The 21,730-nt window shown below is 70.7% G+C and carries 20 protein-coding genes; 9 read left to right on the top strand and 11 right to left on the bottom strand.

Annotated features, from left to right (window positions below):
* Positions 1-59: 59 nt before the first annotated feature.
* Entirely contained in the window at positions 60-2,333 is a 2,274-nt protein-coding gene (locus tag ACFYOH_RS10115) for an N-acetylmuramoyl-L-alanine amidase (RefSeq protein WP_388623873.1), read from the bottom strand.
* Positions 2,334-3,652: 1,319 nt separating this feature from the next.
* Here ACFYOH_RS10115 and ACFYOH_RS10110 point away from each other — a divergent pair.
* From ACFYOH_RS10110 to ACFYOH_RS10090, 5 genes are all read left to right on the top strand, one after another.
* Positions 3,653-4,309, top strand: coding sequence for a YeeE/YedE family protein (locus ACFYOH_RS10110; protein WP_388623208.1), 657 nt, complete (start codon positions 3,653-3,655; stop codon positions 4,307-4,309).
* Positions 4,309-4,725, top strand: a complete 417-nt coding sequence (locus tag ACFYOH_RS10105) for a YeeE/YedE thiosulfate transporter family protein (protein ID WP_388623205.1) — start codon at positions 4,309-4,311, stop codon at positions 4,723-4,725. Before ACFYOH_RS10110 ends, ACFYOH_RS10105 begins: the two co-directional genes overlap by 1 nt.
* A 148-nt stretch (positions 4,726-4,873) precedes the next feature.
* The gene (locus ACFYOH_RS10100; RefSeq protein WP_388623202.1) at positions 4,874-5,029 is read left to right on the top strand and encodes a hypothetical protein; all 156 of its coding nucleotides are present in this window, start codon (positions 4,874-4,876) and stop codon (positions 5,027-5,029) included.
* Complete coding sequence (locus tag ACFYOH_RS10095; RefSeq protein ID WP_388623200.1) at positions 5,029-6,291, top strand: DUF4241 domain-containing protein; 1,263 nt, start codon at positions 5,029-5,031, stop codon at positions 6,289-6,291. The genes ACFYOH_RS10100 and ACFYOH_RS10095 overlap by 1 nt, the downstream gene beginning before the upstream one ends.
* 421 nt (positions 6,292-6,712) lie before the next feature.
* Positions 6,713-8,029, top strand: a complete 1,317-nt coding sequence (locus ACFYOH_RS10090; RefSeq protein WP_388623197.1) for an alpha/beta hydrolase family protein — start codon at positions 6,713-6,715, stop codon at positions 8,027-8,029.
* 99 nt (positions 8,030-8,128) lie between these two features.
* On the opposite strand, the gene ACFYOH_RS10085 is transcribed toward ACFYOH_RS10090, so the two are convergent.
* The 6 genes from ACFYOH_RS10085 to ACFYOH_RS10060 all read right to left on the bottom strand — a co-directional run bounded on the left by ACFYOH_RS10085 (position 8,129) and on the right by ACFYOH_RS10060 (position 14,784).
* A complete protein-coding gene (locus ACFYOH_RS10085; RefSeq protein WP_388623870.1) occupies positions 8,129-9,352 on the bottom strand; it encodes an acyltransferase in 1,224 nt (407 codons plus the stop codon).
* On the bottom strand, positions 9,264-11,594 hold the full coding sequence (locus ACFYOH_RS10080; protein WP_388623194.1) for a bifunctional polysaccharide deacetylase/glycosyltransferase family 2 protein: 2,331 nt from the start codon (positions 11,592-11,594) through the stop codon (positions 9,264-9,266). Before ACFYOH_RS10080 ends, ACFYOH_RS10085 begins: the two co-directional genes overlap by 89 nt.
* Complete coding sequence (locus tag ACFYOH_RS10075) at positions 11,594-12,292, bottom strand: hypothetical protein (protein ID WP_388623191.1); 699 nt, start codon at positions 12,290-12,292, stop codon at positions 11,594-11,596. The genes ACFYOH_RS10080 and ACFYOH_RS10075 overlap by 1 nt, the downstream gene beginning before the upstream one ends.
* A 157-nt stretch (positions 12,293-12,449) precedes the next feature.
* Positions 12,450-13,841 (bottom strand): BN159_2729 family protein, encoded by a 1,392-nt coding sequence (locus tag ACFYOH_RS10070; RefSeq protein ID WP_388623188.1) that lies wholly within the window; start codon positions 13,839-13,841, stop codon positions 12,450-12,452.
* Positions 13,838-14,437, bottom strand: coding sequence for a sigma-70 family RNA polymerase sigma factor (locus ACFYOH_RS10065; protein WP_388623186.1), 600 nt, complete (start codon positions 14,435-14,437; stop codon positions 13,838-13,840). Before ACFYOH_RS10065 ends, ACFYOH_RS10070 begins: the two co-directional genes overlap by 4 nt.
* 143 nt (positions 14,438-14,580) lie before the next feature.
* A complete protein-coding gene (locus tag ACFYOH_RS10060; protein ID WP_388623183.1) occupies positions 14,581-14,784 on the bottom strand; it encodes a helix-turn-helix domain-containing protein in 204 nt (67 codons plus the stop codon).
* Between the two features lie 254 nt (positions 14,785-15,038).
* Between ACFYOH_RS10060 and ACFYOH_RS10055 the strand changes: the two genes are divergently transcribed.
* Positions 15,039-15,593 (top strand): helix-turn-helix domain-containing protein, encoded by a 555-nt coding sequence (locus tag ACFYOH_RS10055; RefSeq protein WP_388623180.1) that lies wholly within the window; start codon positions 15,039-15,041, stop codon positions 15,591-15,593.
* 112 nt (positions 15,594-15,705) lie between these two features.
* On the top strand, positions 15,706-15,885 hold the full coding sequence (locus ACFYOH_RS10050; protein ID WP_388623178.1) for a hypothetical protein: 180 nt from the start codon (positions 15,706-15,708) through the stop codon (positions 15,883-15,885).
* 7 nt (positions 15,886-15,892) lie between these two features.
* Here the strand turns inward: ACFYOH_RS10050 and ACFYOH_RS10045 are convergent, their stop codons facing one another.
* The 4 genes from ACFYOH_RS10045 to ACFYOH_RS10030 form a co-directional block, all read right to left on the bottom strand.
* Positions 15,893-16,561 carry a response regulator gene (locus ACFYOH_RS10045; protein ID WP_388623175.1) on the bottom strand — a complete coding sequence of 223 codons (669 nt, stop codon included), beginning with the start codon at positions 16,559-16,561 and terminating at the stop codon, positions 15,893-15,895.
* The gene (locus ACFYOH_RS10040; protein WP_388623867.1) at positions 16,558-17,817 is read right to left on the bottom strand and encodes a sensor histidine kinase; all 1,260 of its coding nucleotides are present in this window, start codon (positions 17,815-17,817) and stop codon (positions 16,558-16,560) included. The genes ACFYOH_RS10045 and ACFYOH_RS10040 overlap by 4 nt, the downstream gene beginning before the upstream one ends.
* Before the next feature lie 69 nt (positions 17,818-17,886).
* On the bottom strand, positions 17,887-18,738 hold the full coding sequence (locus ACFYOH_RS10035) for an ABC transporter permease (RefSeq protein WP_388623172.1): 852 nt from the start codon (positions 18,736-18,738) through the stop codon (positions 17,887-17,889).
* Entirely contained in the window at positions 18,735-19,673 is a 939-nt protein-coding gene (locus ACFYOH_RS10030; protein ID WP_388623169.1) for an ATP-binding cassette domain-containing protein, read from the bottom strand. Before ACFYOH_RS10030 ends, ACFYOH_RS10035 begins: the two co-directional genes overlap by 4 nt.
* A 203-nt stretch (positions 19,674-19,876) precedes the next feature.
* Here ACFYOH_RS10030 and ACFYOH_RS10025 point away from each other — a divergent pair, with 203 nt between their 5' ends.
* Positions 19,877-20,782 (top strand): amidohydrolase family protein, encoded by a 906-nt coding sequence (locus ACFYOH_RS10025; protein WP_388623166.1) that lies wholly within the window; start codon positions 19,877-19,879, stop codon positions 20,780-20,782.
* 386 nt (positions 20,783-21,168) lie between these two features.
* On the top strand, positions 21,169-21,507 hold the full coding sequence (locus ACFYOH_RS10020; RefSeq protein ID WP_388623163.1) for a MerR family transcriptional regulator: 339 nt from the start codon (positions 21,169-21,171) through the stop codon (positions 21,505-21,507).
* The last annotated feature ends 223 nt before the right edge of the window (positions 21,508-21,730 follow it).

Here is a 21,730-nt window from a genome sequence, read left to right as displayed (position 1 = left end):
TGGCCGGCCAGGCGGGACAAGGGCCCCTGTGCTGCCGTACACCCCACGGGGTTGGGGGACTACTTGATGTAGACGAGGCCGTCGGTGGTGACGGTGGGGCGGCCGCTGGTACCCACCACGACGATCTTGACCGTGTGCTTGGCACTGCTGGACCAGGTCTTCGTCCAGATCGCCTGCCGGTAGAGGGTGGTGGAGGACTTCAGGTCGACCGTGCTGACCTTGACGCCGTCGACGTAGACGTACGCCTGGCCGGAGCTGGAGGCGCGGGAGACCACCCAGGAGGCGGAGCGGCCGGTGAAGGTCCAGGTGAGGCTCGCGCCCTTGGCGCCGCTGGAGTACGACTTGCCGCCCAGGTAGCTGGTGGAGGAACGGGTGGTCCAGCTGCCGGTCTTCACCGCCGAGGTCTCCTGCAGGATCACCGGGGTGTAGGAGGGGGAGGCGGTGCGGTAGTTGCCGGCGTAGTCGTAGGCCCGCATCGACCAGGTGGCCGCGGTGCCGGACGCGGCGGTACGGCTGGAGCTGGTGGTGGTCGGGCCGAAGGTGGCCGTGGTCGGCGACAGCAGCATCACGCTCTGCAGCGCAGCGTCGTCGGTGGCCTTCCAGCCGAGGGTGACCGGGACGGCGCCGGTGTTGACCGTGCCGGTGCGCAGCGAGAGGTTCGGCGTGGTCGTGAACGTCGGCGCGGTCGTCTCCGCCACCACGTTCACCGCGGCGCTCGTGGTGGTCTTGCCGGACTGGTGGACGGCGCGCACGGCGACGGTGTGGTTGCCGAGGGCCAGGGTGGTGCCGGCGGAGGTGGCGGTGCCGGCGACGGACGTCACGGCCTTGCCGTCGACCAGCAGCTCGAACTTGGAGATGAGCGAACCGGGCGTGGTGGTCGTCCAGTTCAGGGTGACGGCGCCCTTGGTGTAGTACGTCGAGCCGGCCAGGCCCGCGCCGCCGACCGAGGTGACCTGCAGGCCCTGCACCGGGCCTGCCGCCCAGGCGCGGATGGTGGGCAGCTGGGCGTACAGCGAGTTGCCCGGGCACTGGGTGTTGTAGCCGTCGCGGTGGGCGGAGATCCGCTGGAACGTGTATGCGGTGCCGGCGGTGAAGCTGGTGCCGAAGTAGTTCTGCTGGCTGGCACCTGCGTTGAGTTGCACCGTGCCGGCCGGGTCGGCGCCGTACTGGCCGAGCTTCCAGGCGGCCACGCGGGCGATGGAGGCCAGGGCGGCGTCGGAGGCGCTGGTGGAGGTGTACTCGCCGAGCACCGCGATGCCGGCGGACTCCCGGTTCCAGCCGTAGGTGTGGGCGCCGAGCACGGGCAGGTCGACGCCGCCCTTGCGGCCCTCGAAGACGGTGCCGCACTTGTCGACGAGGAAGTTGTAGCCGATGTCGTTCCAGCCGTTGACCTGCGTGTGGTAGGCGTAGATGCCGCGCACGATGGAGGCCGAGTCGGCGCAGGAGTAGTCGTTGGCTCCGTCGGTGTGGTGGACGAAGACGGCCTTGACGTCGGCGTTGTACTGCGATGGGTCGGGGCTGAGCGATTCGTCGGCGCCCCAGTCGGCGCGTGAGGTGATCGGCGGCTCGGGCACGGTGGACGGCGGCGCGGACGGCGTGGTGACCGACGGGCTCGGGGACGCGCTCGTCGAATCCGAGGGGGACACGGAGGCGGACGGCGAACCGGTGGGCGTGGCCGTGGTGTCGGTGGCGGCCGGGGACGTGGGATCGGTCGGCGCGGGGGACGTGCCGGTCTGGCCGTCCGTCGGCGTCACGGTCGTACCGTCGGTGGGTGCCGTGGAATCGGTGGGCGTGGCCGCTGGGCTGCTCGCCTCGGCGACGAACGCCGCCGGCTCGGTCGCCTTGGTCTCGGCGTCGGTCACCACGCCCGGGTCGACCAGGTTGACCTGGAGTCCCTTGGGCAGCGCACCCGTGGTGCCGTCCTTGTGGACCACCTGGGCCTGGACGCCGTCGGAGGGACCGACCCACAGAGGTTCGGACGCGCCGCGCATCCCGGTCTTGGGGTGCTCCGGCGGGTCGATGTTCACTTCAAGGTCGTGCCAGGCGCTCCACGCACCGCTGTCCAGGCTGCGGGTGCGCACCTGCGCCGTGCCGTCGAGCCGCTTGACGGCCCCCGTCCAGGAGACGCCCACCAGGGAGAACTGCCGCGTCTGCGTGCGCGGCAGTTCCTGCTTGCCGCCCGTGGTCCCCTTGAGCGCGAGGTCGTAGACCTTCACGGGCCGCTTGGCCCGGACCGCCGCAGGTCCGCCGGAGGGGCTGGCGACCGCGTACGTCACCACGCCGCCACCTCCCAGGAGCACGGCACCGAGCGTCAGCCACGCCCGTCGTTTCAGGCTCAGCGGTCTGTACGCATGCGACGTACGACGACTCACGACGTATCCACCCCATCAGAAGGCCGGGAAAGGCCGCAGAGAAAAGTCACGTGAGGCACACCCAGCACAGAAGTGGCCCACACCTACAGCGCAGCCCAACCGACGAACATCACGGGAAACGCAGGCCGCAGTGACGTAGATCACTGGGATGGTAATGCACAGACTTCATGCCGGACTTTTCATCCACGCGATGAGCCTGGTCCACCAGCCACCCTGCGAGCGGCCGGGTGAACCGTCCATGCGTCGCGGAACGCGCTCCGCCGACTCGCACATGCACCGCCGAGGTGCTGGCACGCCGGCGAGCACTTGCTCCACGTGCCTCCCGCAGCCCTCGTAGGTCGCCTTCCGGCATGACTGGCAGACCGCAGGTCGGCACATGATTCCCCTTCATTCACGCCTCATTGACGACCCAGTAATATCAACAGTTTCGGCACAGCCGAATTCACATTTTCGCCACAGACACCCCCCATACATGCACCATCTCCACGAACAACTGACTCGATATCGCGTGGCACGCCTCAGTCAGCAATGTCAAGCGGTCACGGCGAGAATCCCCCTCAGGTTGCTCGGGACACCAAAACAATGGTTCCATCTCGCCCGGTCGAGAAAGGAAGACACTGCTCCGCATCGTGACAGGCCATCACCGCGCCTTTTCAGATCGTCGACCCGGGGCGCGGCGAGGGCAAGAGACCGAGAACGGCAACCGCCCTCACGGAACAGGGCGGTGTGCGCCGGTCAGAAGGGAGCAACGTGAGTTGCTCGCACGCCGCAGGATGCCCCCTCTTCCCCTTGCTCAGGGCGAGCTTGCAAGGTTGGCGCGACTACTACTGCGACAGCGAGGATCAGTGGCTCGGCTGTGCGCGCTACCAGGTGTCACTCACCGGCGAGCGTGTGCCGATCAGCCTGCTGCCCAACGGTGCCCGCGCGCGACACCTTGAAGACGCGGCCACCGGCCAAGGCCGGTCCGGTGCCGCCGGCCCGGAGCAGGGACCGCAGCAGGCCCCTCCACCACAACACAATCCCTGGCCGCCGGAGAACGCGTCCTGCTCGCAGCCGGCACCGGCTCGGCCACCGGAGCCGTCGGAACCTGTGACCGGGGTACCGGAGACCATGGCTCAGTTCGGGGCGGTATCTCCGACGATACCGGTGTCGCATTACCGACCGTCACCATCCGCACCGTTTCCCCAGCCTCCAGATCGCCCATCTCGACACGCGGGGCAAGGCCCCAGCTCGAAGCGCGGCTGGTGGGCTCGATTCACCGAATGGATGGGAGGCCCCGCATGAGTGGCTACTGGCCCTGGTGGGCCGGCGCTGCCGGGCTCGCTCTGATCACCATCAACCACGCCCTCACCACGGACCGGTCTTTCGGGGTGTCGTCCGCGTGGGATCGCGTGTTGCACTGGCGCAGGGAGCGCCGCCTGGAGCGGATGGACGAGGAGTTCACCGACGAGCGTGCTCTGGCTGACGCTCTCGCCGCGGCTACGGCGGAGCACTTCGGCACCAGCCCCGCCGCCCCCACCGTGCCGCCGGTTCCGCACGGGGCTTCACAGCTGCTCGAAACGCACGCCGAACCGACGGTGAGTGAGGACACCCCGGTCACGAGCCCGGGCCCCGCCCCGCTGGTCACCCAGGCTGCCCTGCTGGTGTCGATCTTCTTCGGCGGACTGATCGCCGCGGTCACCTCCGGGCGGTTCCACCTCCGCTTCGACATGGGACCGGGATTCCGGAACGTGGTCACCGCAAATCCGACCACCATGACCGTCCTGCTGTTCGCCGGGGGCGTGTTGGTCGGCTTCGGCACTCGGCTGGCCGGTGGGTGCAGCTCCGGCCACGGACTCAACGGCTGCGGCCGCCTGCGCCCGGTCAGCCTGGTTGCGACCGCCGTGTTCTTCGGCACCGCCGTCGCGGTGTCGTTCCTGCTGTGGAAGGTGATCTGATGCGTACTCGGGGCGCGATTCTGCTGGCCAACATCATCACCGGCCTCACTCTCGGCTATACCGTCTCCAACATCGGCTTCGGCGACTACACCGAGCTGAACCGCATGTTCACCTTCCAGGACCTGCGCATGCTCCTCTCCTTCGCCGGTGCGGTCGTGATCACCGTGTGCGCATTCGCTCTGCTGCGGGTCCGCCGCACCCCGGGGCGCATCCACGCCGGCGTGATCCCCGGCGCAGTGCTGTTCGGTACGGGCTGGGCGATCTCCGGGGGATGCCCGGCCATCCCGATCGTCCAGGTCGCCGGCGGATACCTGCCCGCCCTGGTCACCATCGTCGGCGTCACCGTCGGTATCCGGCTGTGCCGCTGGGCCAACGCCCGCTACTTCCACCTCGACCGCGGCTCCTGCGGCCTGTAACCACCGCGGCCTCCGTCGCCACGACGCCCCAGGGTGTGGCATGGGACACGCCGCCCATCCGTGATGATCTCGGGGCTGCTTCCGCTGGGCCAAGTGGGGGGAACCGGTTGCGCGTTCTCCCTGTGTCGAGCCGAGGGGGGAGCAGCCCATGGGTGAAGTGCGCGAACGCGTCCCGATGCTCGCGCGCCGTGCGGGGGCGCCGTGGTTGGACTTCGACGCCGACCAGCGTGCCCACTTCGGCCGGCCCATCGGCGTACGTATGCCGGACGGGCGTGTGCGGAACAGCCTCCGCGAAGCCGCCTGATGGCCGGCCCGGAGATCGTCGACGTCGCCTACGGCGAAGGGTGGGACTCCGGGCGCGCAGCCGTGCTCGGGCCGATCGACGCCGCGGTGGCGGCCGCACGGGACGCCGCAGGGCTGCCGTACGCGGTGGTGCTGCGGCAGCAGGGCAGCCCCGGGGTGGTCGTCGCGCATGTGGCCTGGGAGCGTCACTACCTCGGGCTGTGGGTGTACGACGCGCAGGGGCGGCGGTTCCTTGAGATGGACCTGCGACGTCTGGCGGAGGACCGGCTCTTCCTCATTCACCAGCGTGGCTGGGCGTACACGGACGACGGCATGCCGGAGTTCGCGGCGGACGCCGGGCGGGTGACGACCCAACTGCTGCCGGACGGACGCGGTACCCGGATCGTCGAACCACGGGGCGACAAGGGGGGCGCGCTGCAGACGACCGCGGATGTGCCCGAGGAGCGGCGATGGTTGCCGGTGCCTGCCTTCGGGCGGTGGCAGGAGCTGTTCGCCGTGCTCGGCTTTCCGGGCGCCGACCGCTGTGAACCGCGCGAAGTCCCGGTGGTGCCCGAGCGTGAGCCGGCCCGGCCCAACTGGCGGGCACCACAAGGAATGCGGCCCCGGCATCTGAACGAACTGTTCACCGCGGGCGCCCGCTTCACGGCGGACGAGGCGTACACCGTCTGGGACCCGATCGAGGCCGGAACACTGCACGTGCCCAGCGGGCGCTTGGCGGCCCGCGACCCCACATACCGCGCCTGCCCGCAGGACGCGGGCTTCACCGTGCCGGTGGCGCCCGGGAGTTACCGTGTGCAGCTGGCCTCCGCCGGCTACACGGCCGAGCATCCGGGCAGGACACTCGTCATCGACGAGTACACCGCGGTCCGTGTGCTGGTGTCCGAGCGGCCCGCGGTGAGCTGGGAACCGGCGCTGCTCGACGGGCAGGACGAACGCCTGCTGCACGACGGGGAGTTCCATGGCTTCGGCGTGGACTCCGGCACCGGCTGCTTCGTCGACGCGACCATGGCCGGGGAACTGGGCGAACGGTTCCGGGACGGTCAGGCCGCGGGCACGTGGAAGGAGAACGACCACGGCATCTCGATCGTCGACGACCCGGCCACCGGCACCAACCTGATCGCCTACCCCAGCGGCCGCGGAGACGGCTCGTACCCCGTGTGGATCGGCCGGGACGCGGACGGCGAGGTCGCCTGCTTCGTGGCGGACATGCTGGTCCTGCACGAGGCGACCCCGACCCGACCTGCTCGCTCCGCGGGGCGCTAGTCTGCCGTAACCCCGTGTGGACGTAGATGGAGTTGACCGACGTACATCCGGCGCAGCCAATGGTCCGTATGCTCCTGCAACGGCGCCCATCGGAGCGACGCCCGTTCGCAGGACTTGGCCGGCTCGCCGGCATTCGTGGGACCTCTCCTGTGCCCTCGTGCGGCGCCCGAAGGGGTCGGGAGCGCTCCTCGCTGAGCGGAGGCTCGGCGGGATGCGTATGTGTCAGTGCACCACTGTTCGCCGGGGCGCTTGTGAAGTCGCGTTCGCAAAACGGCTGGGAGGCGCTGCCGGCGGCATGGGCCTCCGCGCAGTCCGACGGCCGCCCCAGCGGTACGGTGTGCGGCATTCGATCGCCCGTTCTGCGATCGCTGACCAACAAGGGGGTCCCATGAAACACCGCCGCCCGCGCCACCGTCGCAGAGTGATCGCCAGAGCGGTCGGTACGGCAGGCGCGCTGGCCGTCGCCCTGGGTGCGGGGATGACGCCGGCGATGGCCGCCGGAAAGACGTCCAACGAGCCTGCGGCCACCGGGTTCTCGCCCGACCAGCCCGACCGGCACACGCCCTGGGCGCCCGAGAACGACGAGGCGCCGCTGCACCACAAGCCCGTACACCCTGAGGCCCTCACGTCCGGCCGCACGGATACGTCGGGTCTCCAGCTCAACATGCCCGCGCCGACCGGGCCCCACAGCGTGGGCATGGTCGGCCTGCACCTCGTCGACAAGTCCCGTACGGATCCGTACGTGCCCGGCAGCACCCCTCGCGAGTTGATGGTTTCGCTGTGGTATCCGGCCACCGCCACGTCCGGGCACTATCAGGCGCCGTGGATGCCGTCGATCTCCGGCGCCCACTTCCTCGCCTCCCGCGGGCTGTCGCCGCAGCAGGTGACCCTGCCGAGGACCGCGGGCCATGTCCTCGCCCCGGTGAACACCAAGCTCGGCAAGCTGCCCGTCCTGCTGTACTCGACCGGGCTGCACTCGGACCGCGCGATGGGCACCGCACTCGCCCAGGACCTCGCCAGCCGCGGCTACCTCGTCGTCACCGTCGACCACACCCACGACGCCAACGAGGTGCAGTTCCCCGGCAACCGGCTCGAGGTCAACACGATGCCGGCGGACGCACACTCCTCCGACACGCTCAAGGTGCGCGCGGCCGACATCCGCTTCGTCATCAACCAGCTCAACACGATCAGCAAGGGCGGCAACCCGGACCCCGGCCACCCCACGCTCCCCACCGGGCTGGCGCAGTCCGTGGACATGTCCCGCATCGGCATGTTCGGCTGGTCGCTGGGCGGCGGCGCGGTCGACACGTCCATGCAGCTCGACTCTCGTATCAAGGCCGGCGCCGACCTGGACGGCCAGTTCTTCGGTACGGCGCCGAGCAAGGACCTGGACCGCCCCTTCATGCTCTTCAGCTCCGGAACCCACAACCGCAACAACGACGGCTCGTGGCGCACGCTGTGGTCGCATCTCAAGGGATACCGGGTCGACATCCAGCTCCATGGCGCGGCGCACCTGTCGTTCAGCGACAACGAGTGGATGGTGCCGCAGGAGGCGGGCCTGCTCGGGCTCTCCCAGGCTCAGCTCCAGCAGCAGTTCGGCACGATCGACCCGGACCGCGCGGTCGCGGTCCAGCGGGCCTACCTCGCGGCCTTCTTCGACCAGGAGCTGCGCCACCAGCACAGCACCCTGCTCGACGGACCCAACACGAGCTACCCGGAGATCTCCTTCGTCCGCTGAACAGAGGGCTGACCGGGCGTCCGAAGGGCGGATCCTGTTCGCGGGTCCGCCCTTCGGCGCTTCGGGGGTCCGGCAGACAGGGGACGCCGCAGCCCCTGGCTAAGCCCGGCGGGCGTGTCGCCCGGTCGGCTTTCCCGGTCCGTTCGGCCACAGCCGAGGAGTCCGGTTCGCCGCGGCGTCCTCGATCGCGCCGAACACGAGGGTCGTGACGGCGATCAGGGGCCAGACCAGGACGAACATCCACAGCGTGTACGTCCTGTCGAGCGCCGCCGTCGCGCTGTCGCTCTGCAGGAACGGCAGGCGGTACGCCTGGTCGATGATCGGCACCGTGGCCACGATCAGCAGGTTGTGCCACAGGTAGACCGTGACGGCGCGGTTGTTCGACAGCGTCACCAGCTTGTCCCAGCGCGCCAGCCGGCCCGGCAGCCCCTGCCACGACGGGGAGTACCGGAGCAGGATCGCCACGAACCCGAACGACCACGTCGCCTGGGCCAGGGGGATGTCGTTCAGATCCCATCCGTCGGGGCTCGGATGACCCGACGCCCACCACAGACCGAACGCCATCACCGGGACCGCGCAGGACACCAGCGCATACCGCGGGATCCGCTTGAGCATTCCCTCGTGGTGGGCGAAGCCCAGCACCCAACAGCCGCCGTACGCGACGAAGTCGGTCACCGCGTCACCCGTCGCACCGGGGATGGTGACCAGGCCCGTGCCGACGACTGCCGTCAGTGCCGGCAGTGCCAGCAGCGTCACCCATGGGACGCGGCGGAACGCCCACAGCAGCAGCGGGGACGCGACGACGAACCACAGATACGCGCGCAGGTACCACAGGGGGCCCACCGCCTGCGCCGCCCAGGTGTCCTCCAGCAGACCGGAGTTGGAGCCGAGGTGCTCGGGGTACGGCGGGGTGCCGATCGGAACGACGTAATCGAGGAGTTCGAGCAGGCCCCAGGTGCCGCCGTGGTCCGGGTCCTTCACCGGGTTCCAGCCGTCCGCGCACATCAGTGCCAGCGCCACCGCGCCGAACACCCACAGCGGGGGCAGCAGGCGGCGCAGCCGGCTCCTGACCACGTCCCGTGCCGGACGGTTCAGCGAGCGCGCCGTCAGCGAGCCCGCCAGCGCGAACATCACACCCATGGACGGGAACAGGATCGACAGCCAGGCCCAGCCGAAGACGTGGTAGACCACCACCCGGACCAGGGCGATCGAGCGGAGCAGGTCCAGGTAGCGGTCACGGGCCGGCTTCGACGCGGCCGGAGCGGGGGCCGGCGTGGGTGCCGGGATCGCTTGCGGGGCGGGCCGGGGTGGGCTCAGGGACAAGGTCGTCTCCGCCGCGTACTCGTGTGTCGTCATCCGACGGGCCTCCGATCACTCCTGCCCCGCGCGCCTGCTGCCGCGGGACCGTGCCCGGGACCTGCACCACGCCCGTGCGCCGCAGCTTCTGCCAGCGCAGGCGGCCTCCGGTGAGTGCGGTGATCCAGGACTGAAGCAGGACCACATACATCAGTTGCCGATAGAGGATCTGCTGGAGCGGGAAGGAGACGAGGTGCGTCGTCCTCTCCCGGTCGAGCCGGAACGCGTACGCCGCACAGGCCCCCTGGAGCGCCAGGACGCCCAGCCAGGCAACCAGCGTCTTCCGCGTGGGCCCGAAGGCCACGCCGTACAGCAGGAACACGTCGATCAGCGGTCCCAGCAGCGGGGCCACGACCATGAACAGGGAGACGAGCGGCAGACCGACGCGCCCGAACCGGCCCGACGGGCCCTTGTCGACGACGGCACGACGGTGCTTCCAGATCGCCTGCATCGTGCCGTAGGACCAGCGGTAGCGCTGCGACCACAACTGCCGCACGGACTGGGGGGCCTCGGTCCAGGCGCGAGCGTTCTCCGCGTACACCACCCGCCAGCCGTGGCGGTTCAGGGCCATCGTGATGTCGGTGTCCTCGGCGAGCGTGTCGTCGCTCATGCCGCCGACGCCTTCCAGTGCGGAGCGGCGGAAGGCCCCGACCGCGCCCGGGATCGTGGGCATGCAGCCCAGGACCTCGTACATCCTGCGGTCCAGATTGAAGCCCACCACGTACTCGATGTGCTGCCAGGCGCCGATCAGGGAGTCCTTGTTGCCGACCTTGACGTTGCCGGCGACCGCGCCGACCTGGGGGTTCGCGAAGGGCTGCACCAGCTCGCGCACGGTGGACGGTTCGAACACCGTGTCGCCGTCCATCATCACCACCAGGTCGTGCCGGGCGAGTGCGAGGCCCCTGTTCAGCGCGGCGGACTTGCCCGCGTTGGGCTGGCGCACGACGCGCACGTCCGGCAGGCGCAGGTCCTCCACGATGCGGGCCGTGCCGTCGCTGGACCCGTCGTCGACGACGACCACCTCGATCGGGTACTCGCTCGCCATCAGGGAACGGACCGTCTTCTCGATGCATGCGGCCTCGTTGTACGCGGGCACCAGCACCGACACCCGTTCGGTGACCGGGACCGGACCCCAGCGAAAGCCCTTGCGGCGTGCGCGGCGGGCATGCACGCCCGACAGCAGGAGCAGCAGACCGATGCGGGCGAGGACCAGCACGCCGGTGACCGCCAGTGCGACCACCAGGCCGTCGGTGATGCTGTCCGAGACCCGGACCAGGAAGATCCACGCCTTGCCCTGCCACAGGTTCACGCCGGTCACCGGGGTGTTCGCGCTGGGCGCGTGGAGCGCCTCGCTGAGGTTCTGGAACCGGTAGCCCGCGGCCCGCAGCCGGGGCAGGAACTCGTCCAGCGCCTCGACGGTCTGGCGGCGGTCGCCACCGGCGTCGTGCATGAGGACGATCGCGCCCCTGCCGCCCTCGGGGGTGGCCCGGCGGACGATCTCGCCGACGCCCGGCTTCCGCCAGTCCTCGCTGTCGGTGTCGTTGACGACGGTGATGTAGCCGCGGGTACCGATGTACTTCGTCACCGGCCAGGACGCGTTGTCCATGGCATCGGCGAAGGAGCAGTACGGCGGCCGGAACAGGGACGAGCGGATGCCGGCCGCCCCGGTGAGCGCGAGCTGGCTCTGGGACAGCTCCCAGTCGATGCGCCGTCTGGACTGGTAGGAGAGGTCGGGGTGGTCGAAGGTGTGCAGGCCTACCTCGTGGCCCTCGGCCACCATGCGGCGGACGAGGCCCGGGTGCTGCGAGGTCATGGTGCCGGTGACGAAGAAGACCGCGTGCGCGTGGTACTTCTTCAGCACGTCCAGCACCTTGGGGGTCCAGGTGGGGTCCGGGCCGTCGTCGAAGGTGAGGACGAGACGGTGGTCGGGCACGCGCAGGCTGGTCGTTCGCCCGTCGCGGGTGTCGATGACCGGGCCGCCCTCGAGAACGCTCTCCGGAACCTTGTCGGTGGCTGCCTCGGAACGGACGCGGTAGTCGGCGAGGATCTCGCTGTGCACGTACCCGCGCAGCATCAGCATCGCCATCATGGCGAGGAGGACCAGCGGGGGCAGTAGGAGGCGCAGGCGCAGCCGGGCGCGCCGGACCCTCGCGGTGTTCTTCCGCGTGTTCTTCGTCGCCGAGGCGTGGAGGACGGGGCTGGGTGCCATCAGCGGACGTTCTCCGGAGACGAAAGGCGGGTGGGGCCGGCGCCGACGCGTACGGGACGGACGGAACCGTCGGCCACGGAGCCGTCGTACACCGTGGACGGGCTGGGGCCGGGTGTGACATCGCCGCCGGACGTGGTGGGGTCCGGCGAGGAGCCGGCCGGGGTGGACGGGCCGGGGTCCGGGGCATCGGTGGTGCGGCCGGAGGTGGGCTCGGCGGAACTCGCCGACGGTTTCGGGACGGTGGACGCCCCCGGCGTGACCGGGCTGCCCGAGGGCCCGGGCAGAGCGGTCGCGCCCGCCGCCGGGGTCGTACGGCGACGGGCCTGGGCGCGGGGTACGAAGGCACCGCTCGCGGAGCGGACCCGCTCGGCCGAGTCGCTCCGCGAACGGGTCCGCTCGGCCGAGCCCGAAGGCCGCGGCGAGGTGTCGACCCGGACGGCCGACGTGCCGGCCCCCCGGTCGGGCACCGACAGCCAGGGCGCACCGGAGTTGTCCGACAGGAGGGTGGCGAGGGTGACGACGGGATAGGCCGCGCAGGCGAGACCGACGGCGATGCCGAGGCGGCGGAAGCGGCGGCTGCGACGCCCGGACGCGTCGACGAAGACGGGTCCGTCGCAGTCGTGCGCGGCGCCGGAGGTTCCCTCGGCGGGCTGGAGCAGCCGGTCGTCCGCGCCGGCCGCCCACACCCGCCTCACCACGCCACCGGTCGTGGTGAGGCGGGCGGGCGGGCCGCACCGCTTCGGGGGCGGTACGGTGCGGCCCCTGTGCCCGAGGCGGGCACAGTACCGGAGAGCACCCGGCGCAACCGGGCAAGAGGCACCAGGTGCTCTCCGGAGTCGAACGGGGATGCCGGCCTCACGCGTCGCCGCCATCCTCGACACCCACCGAGTCGGGTGCGCAACTGGCGATCCCGGCCGCCGCATCGGGAGCGCATCCGGCGATCCCGCCCAGCGGCCCGGGGGCGTAGCCGGCGATCCCGGCCGCCGGGTCGAGGGCGCAGCCTGCGACCCCGCCCACCGAGTCAGGGACGGAGCCAGCGATCCCGCCCAGCGGATCGGGGACGGAGCCGGCAATACCCGCCGCCGAGTCGAGGGCGCAGCCGGCGATCCCCGACGCCGGATCAGGAGCGGAGCCGGCGAAACCGCCCAGCGGATCGGGGACGGAGCCGGCAATACCCGCCGCCGGATCGAGGACGCAACCAGCTGTTCCGGACGCCGGATCGGCAGCGGAGCCGGCAATGCCGCCCAGCAGATCGGGGGCAGAGCCAGCAATACCCGTCGCCGGGTCGAGGGCACAACCAGCGGTCATCGTCACCGAATCGGGAGCGAACGTGACCCTGGTCGCCGAATCGGGAGCGAATCCAGCGATCCTCGCCGCCAAGTCGGGAGCGGAACCAGCGATCCCGGCCGCCGGGTCGGGTCCGCAGCCGGCAATCCCGGACGCCAGATCCGGCCCGCAGCCAACAGCCCCCGCCGGCACATCCGGCCCGCGGTGATCGGTCGCGGCGGTCAGTGGACCCGTCTCGCGGATCAGGTATGTCAGGGCCGAGGGCTCGTCGTCGCCGTCCCTCCGCAGGAGAGGGACGTGGTCCTTGGGCCGGAAGCGGTGGTGGTGCCAGGTGACGCCGTTGCGGTCGGTCAGCGGCCGCGCCAGATCGTAGACGCGGCCCCACAGGAAGTACGGTTCGCGGGCCGCGTCCCATGCCTCGCTGAGCAGGCGCGGTACGTCGTGCGCGACCAGATGCACCGGCACCCCGTCCAGCTGGCCGAAGGCCAGTTGCGCATAGCCGGCCTGCCGGGTGTCGGCGTCCACCGGTGCCCCGATGACGGCGAGCCAGAAGTACCAGTCGGCCAGGGACACCGCCTTGACGCAGACCACCACGCGGTCACGGTCCCACTCGATGGCCATGACCTCCGGCCTGTGGCCGTGGAACCGCATCCCCAGCGCGGCCCAGACGTCCTTGGCCTGGGCGCACTTCGCCTGCCACGCGACGGCTTCGGCCTCCAGCGAGTTCACCGGCTCGGCGTCCGGTTGCCCGGCGAGGGCCGGGGCCTGCCGCAGGATCACCGTGTCGCACGCCCGCGCCGACTGCGGCTCCCGCTCCTCCTCGGACACCCCGGAACACAGCCCCGACAAGGTGTCGGTGTCCAGCGCCAGTGCGAGCCTGACCGCCACCTCCGCCTCGAAGTTCGCGAAGCACTCGCGGATGACCGTGGCGGCCGCTCGGATGCTCCCCTCCTGCGTCACGCTCCCACCGCCCAGGTCTCCCGGACGAGCTCGGTCAGGTTGCGCATGGCCCGGTGCTGGAGCGACCTGACCGCGTTGGGCTGCCGGCCCATCACCCGGGCCGCCTCGGCGACGGACAGCTCCTCCAGGAACCTGAGCCGGAGGCAGGTGCGCTGGTGCGGGTTGAGCAGGGGCAGCGCGTCGCCGACCACCTTGCGCGCCTCCGCCGCCAGGACGCTGTGGAGCACGGTGTCCTCGGTGTTGCCGTCCCACTCGCCCCACTCCCCGAACTCGCCGGTGGGCACCTCGCGCCGCGCCCGGCTGGAGGTGTAGTGGTCGGCGATCAGGTTCCGGGCGATCGTCAGCAGCCAGGCATCGATGTTCTTTCCCTGCCAGGTGAAGGTCTCGATACGGCGCAGCGCCCGCACGAACACCTCCTGGGTGAGGTCTTCCGCGAGGTCCCGGTTGTTCACCCGGCGGACGATGCCGGCGTAGACCGTGTCACGGTGCTGGCGGTACAAGGCCGCGAAGGCCTTCCGGTCGCCGCTTCGCGCTCGGCTGATGAGCTCGGGCTCCAGCCCTCTCAGCGGACCGGTCTCGGCCCAGGGATGAGTCACTTGACTGTCTCCGTTTCGGCTTGGGCATCGGCGAGGAACGGGGTACGACCGGCCCTGCCGACACCCGGGAGACCACCGTTCCCGGTCCCCTCCCCTGGGCTGCCCGTCACCGCCCACCCGACGGGACAGGAACGATTCCTCGCTCACGGCCCCTCCTTGGTGATGGCCTCGACGGGGATCTGCAGCGCTGCGGCGATCCGCCTCAGGGTCTCGGGGGTCGTACCCCGGCAACCTTCTTCGATGCGCATGATGGTGCTGGGATGCCTATCTGTGAGGCTTGCAAGGCTCCTCAACGAGTGGCCGCGCGCCTCACGGAAGGCGCGAATCGTGGCTCCGTTAGGTGTCACGGGGAGGACACTAGCGAGGAAGAAACCTCACGGCAAGGAGTGAATGCAATCGAAAGGGGCAGGAATACATCACCGTGATGCGTTGAGCAGGCTCGTCGACCGCACGGAGGTGTCACATAACGTGTCATCGATGAGATGAACGTGTCACTGGTGAGGCTGAATCCGCCAGGCAACGCCTTACCGGCTCACAAGCAGACTCGTTACTGGTCAACAGCTTGAAAGTATCTGTAGGTGTTGCCATACGGTGAGGCATCATGACGACTGTGACCACCACTCCCCGAGACTGGAAGCGCCTCGCAGCGGCCATCCGTGATGCACGCAAGGCGCGCGGCTGGAGACAGGAAGACCTCGCGGAAGCGGCGGGCATCGGCTACTCCACGGTGCAGCGCGCCGAGTCCAGCGACGGCTACAAGACCATGCCGCTCACCATCGACAAGCTCGAACGGGCTCTCGGCTGGGCACCCGGAAGCGCCAGGACCGTCCTGGAGGGCGGTACTCCGACCCTGGCGACGGATTCGGCCATATCCGGCCCGGTCGCCGAGGCTCCGGCATCCGCCTCCGGGGACGCCGCCGGGTTCGTCTCGCGGCTCCCGGCCCGCATCCAGCACGAACTCGCCGACGGGGAGCTCGTGGACACCGACGTCATCGAGTTGAAGCGCAAGGGCATGCGTCTGATCGTCTTCGCGACGCGCGACCCCGAGCAGGCCCCGGAGGACAGGGCCGAGAAGGCCGAGGACATCCGGGAATGGACGCGTGTGCAACGCCGGCTGCGCGGGCTCGCGGGCGACGGTGACTCTCTCGATAAATAGACATCTGAGGATTTTCCCTCAATCGCCACACACGCGCCGTATCTGCGTGGTTCCATTCCGTCTACCTCTGGCGGGGTATGACCGCAACGGGTATCTGGGATGGGGTGTCCGCATGGAGACCAGGCAATGGCGTGTGGAGCGAGTCCGGGGCATCCCGCACGGTGCGAAGGTGGTCATCGACGCCCCGGAGGGCGAGGTCGGCATCGTCTGGGTCAACGAGGAGGAGTTCACCGGTGACGCGCCGGGCTTACTCGCGGAGCCCCTGACCAAGCCCAGAGCGTCCGGGACGTGACCCGCCCTCAGCCCGCGTGCGGTCGGGCCAGGCCGTGGTCGTAGGCGAAGATCACCGCCTGGATCCGGTCTCGGGCGCCGATCTTGGACAGGACACGGCCGACATGCGTCTTCACCGTGGACTCCGACAGGACGAAACGCGTGGCGATCTCGCCGTTGGTCCAGCCCTTGCCGATGGCGACGAGGATCTCGCGTTCGCGGTCGGTGAGGGCGCTCAGGCGCGGATCCTCGGCGGAGCCGTCGCCGCCGGACGGCACGAGCCGGGCGAACTCGTGCAGGAGGCGGCGGGTGAGCGCGGGGGCGATCACCGCGTCCCCCACGGCTACGGCACGGATGCCGGCGAGGAGTTCCTCGGGCCGGGCGTCCTTGAGGAGGAAGCCGCTGGCTCCGGCGCGCAGTGCCGCGTAGACGTACTCGTCGAGGTCGAAGGTGGTCATGACGAGGACGCGGGAGCGGTCGCCGGCGGCGACGATACGGCGCGTGGCCTCGATGCCGTCCATGCCGGGCATGCGGACGTCCATCAGGACGACGTCCGGACGGAGTTCGGCGGCCTTGCGCACGGCCTCGGCGCCGTGTGCCGCCTCCCCGACCACCTCCGTCTCGGGCACGGAGTCCAGCAGCATGCGAAAGCCGTAGCGCTGCAGCGGCTGGTCGTCCACGACGAGCACGGTCGTCACCGGGCACCGCCCTGGGGAGCGAGGTCGAGGGCGGCGCGCACCGTCCATCCCGGGCCTGCCGGACCCGCGCTGACGTGTCCGCCGTAGAGAGCCGCTCGTTCTCGCATGCCCACCAGGCCGTGCCCTTCCTCGTTCGCCGTGCCGGGCCGGCCGGCCGGTGTGGCCGGCCCGGAGTCCTGGACGGTGATGGTCAGCCGCGCGTCCGCCACGACGATCGCCAGGCTCGCACGCGCCCCCGCGCCGGCGTGTTTGAGGGTGTTGGTCAGGGCCTCCTGCACGATCCGGTAGACCGTGAGCTGCACCCCGCTGTCCAGGGCGTCGACGTCACCGGCCGTACGGTAGACGACGTCCAGGCCGGCGGCGCGGACGCCCTCGCACAGCGCGTCGATGTCCGTGAGACCGGGCTGCGGGCTCAGTTCGGGCTCGCCCTGCGGGCCGTCCGCCTCACGGAGTACGCCGAGCACCCGCCGCAGCTCGCTCAGGGCCTGGCGGCCGGTGTCGCCGATGAGGTGCAGGGCCTCCTTGCCGCGCTCCGGGGCGGCGGCGGTGGCGTAGGCACCCGCGTCGGCGAGGGTGATGATCACGGACAGGTTGTGGCCGACGATGTCGTGCATCTCCCGGGCCACCCGCGTCCGCTCGGCCGCGACGGCGAGCCTGCCCCGCTGGTCGCGTTCTGTCTCCAGCCGGGCCGCGCGATCCCGCAGCCCCGCGAGCTGAGCCCGCCGGATGCGGATCATCAGGCCGAGCGCGAGGGCCGCGGTCGCCGTGCTGAGCAGGAAGAAGAGCGCGTCCCAGACCGACACCGCCGCCGAGACCCGCGCCGCCACCAGGCCCAGCGCACCCGCCATGACCGCACAGGCCCACGGCAGCTGCCGCAGCCGCCCGTGCAGGGCGAGGCTGTACAGGGCGACGAAGAGGGCGACGTCCGCCCGGAGCGCGGCGCCGAGGGACCACTGGACGACGAACACGGCCGCGACGGCACCGAAGGCCGCCGCGGGCGCGCGCCGCCGCCACAGCAGCGGCAGCACCAGCCCGGCCTGCAGGGCCAGCATGCCGAGCGTGGGCAGCTGGGTGAACACGAGGCGGAAGCGGCGCGGGCCGTCGCCGTCCCCATGGGCTTCGTGCAGCAGGTCCGGCAGGCAGAGCATCAGGAAGGCCAGCACCACCACCGCGGTGTCCAGCACCCACGGACGGGCCCGGTCGGCGTGCCGGAGCCGCTGGCCCACCCGGCCGAGCCGGGCGACCAGCGGCCCCATCCCGCTGAGCTCATCGGTGGTCACGACATCCACCCGTCCATGATGCGGGTGCCGTCATGCATACGGCGCTCAGACGTCGCTGCGCAGCAGCCGGTACGCCGCCCCCGCCAGCGCCAGCGCCGTCCAGCCGAGAAAGACCAGGAGCCCGGCGGAGGGCGACAGGGTGGTGGAGTCGTGGGTCAGCGCGAAGATCGACTCGCCTGCGTGGCTCGGCAGGTAGGGGTCGATGTCGCCCTGCCACGAGGTGGGCAGCAGGGAGACCAGTCCGGGCACCAGCATGAGGGCCGCGACCAGGACCGAGATGCCGCCGGCGACGGACCGCAGCAGCGCCCCGAGGGCGGCGCCGATCACACCGACCAGACCGAGGTAGAGCCCGGCGCCCAGCAGGCTGCGTACGACGCCGGCGTGACCGAGGCCCATCGCAGCGGGCGTACCGGACACGATCCGACTGCCGACGAGGAAGGCGACGAACGCGCCGACCGTCGCGACCACCAGGGCGACCAGTCCGTACACCGCCGCCTTGGACCACAGCACGGGCAGCCGGCGCGGTACGGCCGCGAGGGTCGAGCGGATCATGCCGGTGGAGTACTCGCCCGCCGTGACCAGCACGCCGAGCACGCCGAGGGCGAGCTGGGCGAAGTTCGTGCCGAACAGGGACAGGCTGACCGCCGTCGCGGTGGCGAAGTCGCGGTCCATGTGGCGGCCGGAGTCCAGATTGGACTTGTAGTGGCTCGCCGCGATGACGCCGAAGGCCACGAGGAACAGCAGGCCCAGGCCGAGGGTGATCCAGGTGGACCGCAGGGACCAGAGCTTGGCCCACTCCGAGGCCAGCACACGCCGTCCGGTCACCCGGTAGGCGGGGCGGGCCGGAGCCTTGGGGGCGGCCTCGGGGGTCTCGGGTGTCGCCGTGAGGGTGCTCATGCCGCGCTCCCGGAGGTCTCGGTGCCCGTCGTGGAGCCGTGGTACTCCACGGCGTCCCTGGTCAGTTCCATGAATGCCTCCTCCAGCGACACCGCCTTCGTGGTCAGCTCGAACAGCGGGATCCCGTGCTCGGCCGCCTTCAGCCCGATCTCACGGGCGCTCATCCCGGTGACCTGCAGCTCCTCGGTGCCGACGCGGCCGGTGATCTCCACGCCCGGCCCGGCCAGCACGTCCCGAAGCCGTGCGGGATCCTCCGTGGCGACCTTCACGGTGTCGCCGCCCGCCTCGCGCACCAGGTCCCGTACGGTCGTGTCGGCCAGCAGCCGGCCCCGGCCGACGACGATCAGGTGGTCCGCCACCAGCGCGACCTCGCTCATCAGGTGCGAGGAGACGAACACCGTCCGTCCCTCGGCGGCGAGCGACGTCAGCAGATTGCGGATCCACAGCACGCCCTCGGGGTCCAGTCCGTTGACGGGCTCGTCCAGCATCACCGTCTGCGGATCGCCCAGCAGCGCGGCCGCGATGCCGAGCCGCTGGCCCATGCCGAGGGAGAAGGCGCCGGCCCGCTTCTTGGCGACGCTGCCGAGACCGGCGAGCTCGACGACCTCGTCGACCCGGCGGCGCGGAATGCCGTGAGTCAGCGCGAGCGCACGGAGGTGGTTGTAGGCCGAGCGGCCCGGGTGGATCGACTTCGCCTCCAGGAGCGCCCCGACCTCCTGCAGCGGCGCCTGGTGACGGGCGTAGCGGTGACCGTTCACCGTGACGGAACCGCTCGTCGGCGCGTCGAGTCCGACGATCATGCGCATCGTCGTGGACTTGCCGGCACCGTTGGGGCCGAGGAAGCCGGTCACCGTACCCGGCTTCACGGTGAAGTCCAGACCGTCTACGGCTGTCTTCTCCCCGTACCTCTTGGTGAGCTGCTGGGCCTCGATCATTCGCGTTCTCTCTTTCGGACTCGGGCGCCCGGCACGCCCGACGCCTCCTCCGCCACGCTAAGTCCGCCATCTCCCGGATCCGGTGGTACCGGGGACTGAACACCGCCGGGCCGGTGGTACCCGGGTACTACGGCGAACGGGATCCCGGTCCAGAGCCCGAAAGGGGTGGACCCGGCACGCCGTCAAGGCCGATCGTGAGCGGCATGGACGATCACCGCAGCGCGCCCGCCGACCCCGCCGAGGCCGATGAGGTTCGCCGTTTCTGGGGCGGGCTGGGTCTTCCCGGGCTGGTCGACGTGCACACGCACTTCATGCCCGAGCGTGTCCTGCACAAGGTGTGGGACTACTTCGACACGAACGGACCCCTGATCGGCGGCCTCGAATGGCCGATCACCTACCGGCGGGAGGAGCCGGAACGCACGTCCCTGCTCCGGGAGTTCGGGGTCCGCGCCTTCACCGCGATGCTCTACCCGCACAAGCCCGGCATGGCCCGGTGGCTGAACGGATGGGCGGCCGACTTCGCCCGCCGCACCCCCGACTGTCTGCACACCGCGACCCTCCATCCCGAGCCGGATGCCGAGACGTACGTCCGCGAGGCCGTCGAGGCGGGCGCGCGCGTGTTCAAGGCACATGTGCAGGTAGGGGCCTACGACCCGGCCGACGAACTGCTCCAGCCGGCTTGGGGGCTGCTGGCCGAGGCGCGGATCCCCGTGGTGATCCACTGCGGCTCCGGACCCGCGCCGGGCAAGCACACCGGTCCCGAGCCGATCGCGCGGGTGCTGGCCCGGCACCCGAGGCTGCGGCTGGTCGTCGCCCATCTGGGGATGCCCGAGTACGAGGAGTTCCTCGGCCTCGCCGAGCGGTACGACCAGGTGCGGCTGGACACGACGATGGCGTTCACCGACTTCACCGAGGGATTCATACCGTTCCCCCGCCGCGCCCTGCCCCGGCTCGCCGCGCTCGGCGACCGCATCCTGCTCGGCTCCGACTTCCCCAACATCCCCTATCCCTACGTGCACCAACTCCACGCCCTGGAACGCCTGGGCCTCGGCCGGGAGTGGCTCCGGGCGGTGTGCCACGACAACGCGGCGAGTCTGTTCGGGCTGTGAAAGGGCCGCTTCCCGACTTAGCGCCAACAGGCCGTTGGCCAGGCCACCCGGTGCAGGTGGCAGCCGTGGGCGGCGCGTCGGGTGTGTGACGTCCGGCCGGGCCTCTGCGCTGCACGAGTGTCGCCTGTTGATCAAGACACCGGCGGCAACAACGGGCAACTTGCCGAACCGCCTTGCTCGTTGCCCGCCGCACAGCTCACCTGCAGGCGTCCTGCTGAAGGAAGCGACCGTGGCCGGCGACGATGGCTGGTCCGGGCGCGTGCGGAAATCTGTCACGGCGAGGCCACATCTGCGCGCGCGGCGGAGTTAGGGTTGTCGGACGAGGCAGATGGCGCTGGGTCTTCGGAGCGCGGGTGCCACGCCGCGTCCCCCGAAACGAAGGTGCCATGCCCGCCGAGAACGCCCCTGCCGCCGGCAACCTCGACGACGATGACTACCCGGCCTACACGATGGGGCGGGCTGCGGACGTTCTGGGCACCACCCCCGCCTTCCTCCGGGCCGTCGGCGAAGCCGGACTGATCACCCCCCTGCGTTCCGAAGGCGGCCACCGCCGTTACTCCCGCCGCCAGTTGCGCGTCGCCGCGCGCGCCCGTGAACTGGTCGACCAGGGCACCCCCATCGAGGCCGCGTGCCGCATCATCTCCCTGGAGGACCAGCTCGACGACGCCCTTCGGCTGAACCGGGACATGCGTCGGAAGCTGGCCGAGCGCGACGCGGATACCTAGTCCCGCCACTACAGAATTACGCAGTGCGGCGGATCGAGAATCAGCGGACACACCAGAAAACGCATTCACGCTGCCACCCGACTGTGTTAGCGTGATAGCAGTTGCAGTTTTGGTTGCCAGAGATTTTTTCTTTGCAGAGCTTTCCGGATCTTTCCGGAGGGGTGATCATCGCGGCGACTCGGCTCCGCAGAGTGCGGAGTCCGGCACTGCCCCCCAAGGGAGA

Source organism: Streptomyces sp. NPDC007856, assembly GCF_042868225.1.
Classification (GTDB): domain Bacteria; phylum Actinomycetota; class Actinomycetes; order Streptomycetales; family Streptomycetaceae; genus Streptomyces.
This window is presented reverse-complemented; position numbering and strand designations above follow the sequence as displayed.

What these genes read in the sequence shown, in the direction of transcription:
- ACFYOH_RS10035 (WP_388623172.1), bottom strand. Translation starts at nt 18,738, where the DNA reads ATGAGCACCCTCACGGCGACACCCGAGACCCCCGAGGCCGCCCCCAAG.
- ACFYOH_RS10100 (WP_388623202.1), top strand. Translation starts at nt 4,874, where the DNA reads ATGGGTGAAGTGCGCGAACGCGTCCCGATGCTCGCGCGCCGTGCGGGG.
- ACFYOH_RS10020 (WP_388623163.1), top strand. Translation starts at nt 21,169, where the DNA reads ATGCCCGCCGAGAACGCCCCTGCCGCCGGCAACCTCGACGACGATGAC.
- ACFYOH_RS10030 (WP_388623169.1), bottom strand. Translation starts at nt 19,673, where the DNA reads ATGATCGAGGCCCAGCAGCTCACCAAGAGGTACGGGGAGAAGACAGCC.
- ACFYOH_RS10050 (WP_388623178.1), top strand. Translation starts at nt 15,706, where the DNA reads ATGGAGACCAGGCAATGGCGTGTGGAGCGAGTCCGGGGCATCCCGCAC.
- ACFYOH_RS10110 (WP_388623208.1), top strand. Translation starts at nt 3,653, where the DNA reads ATGAGTGGCTACTGGCCCTGGTGGGCCGGCGCTGCCGGGCTCGCTCTG.
- ACFYOH_RS10025 (WP_388623166.1), top strand. Translation starts at nt 19,877, where the DNA reads ATGGACGATCACCGCAGCGCGCCCGCCGACCCCGCCGAGGCCGATGAG.
- ACFYOH_RS10055 (WP_388623180.1), top strand. Translation starts at nt 15,039, where the DNA reads ATGACGACTGTGACCACCACTCCCCGAGACTGGAAGCGCCTCGCAGCG.
- ACFYOH_RS10105 (WP_388623205.1), top strand. Translation starts at nt 4,309, where the DNA reads ATGCGTACTCGGGGCGCGATTCTGCTGGCCAACATCATCACCGGCCTC.
- ACFYOH_RS10095 (WP_388623200.1), top strand. Translation starts at nt 5,029, where the DNA reads ATGGCCGGCCCGGAGATCGTCGACGTCGCCTACGGCGAAGGGTGGGAC.
- ACFYOH_RS10080 (WP_388623194.1), bottom strand. Translation starts at nt 11,594, where the DNA reads ATGGCACCCAGCCCCGTCCTCCACGCCTCGGCGACGAAGAACACGCGG.
- ACFYOH_RS10040 (WP_388623867.1), bottom strand. Translation starts at nt 17,817, where the DNA reads ATGGGGCCGCTGGTCGCCCGGCTCGGCCGGGTGGGCCAGCGGCTCCGG.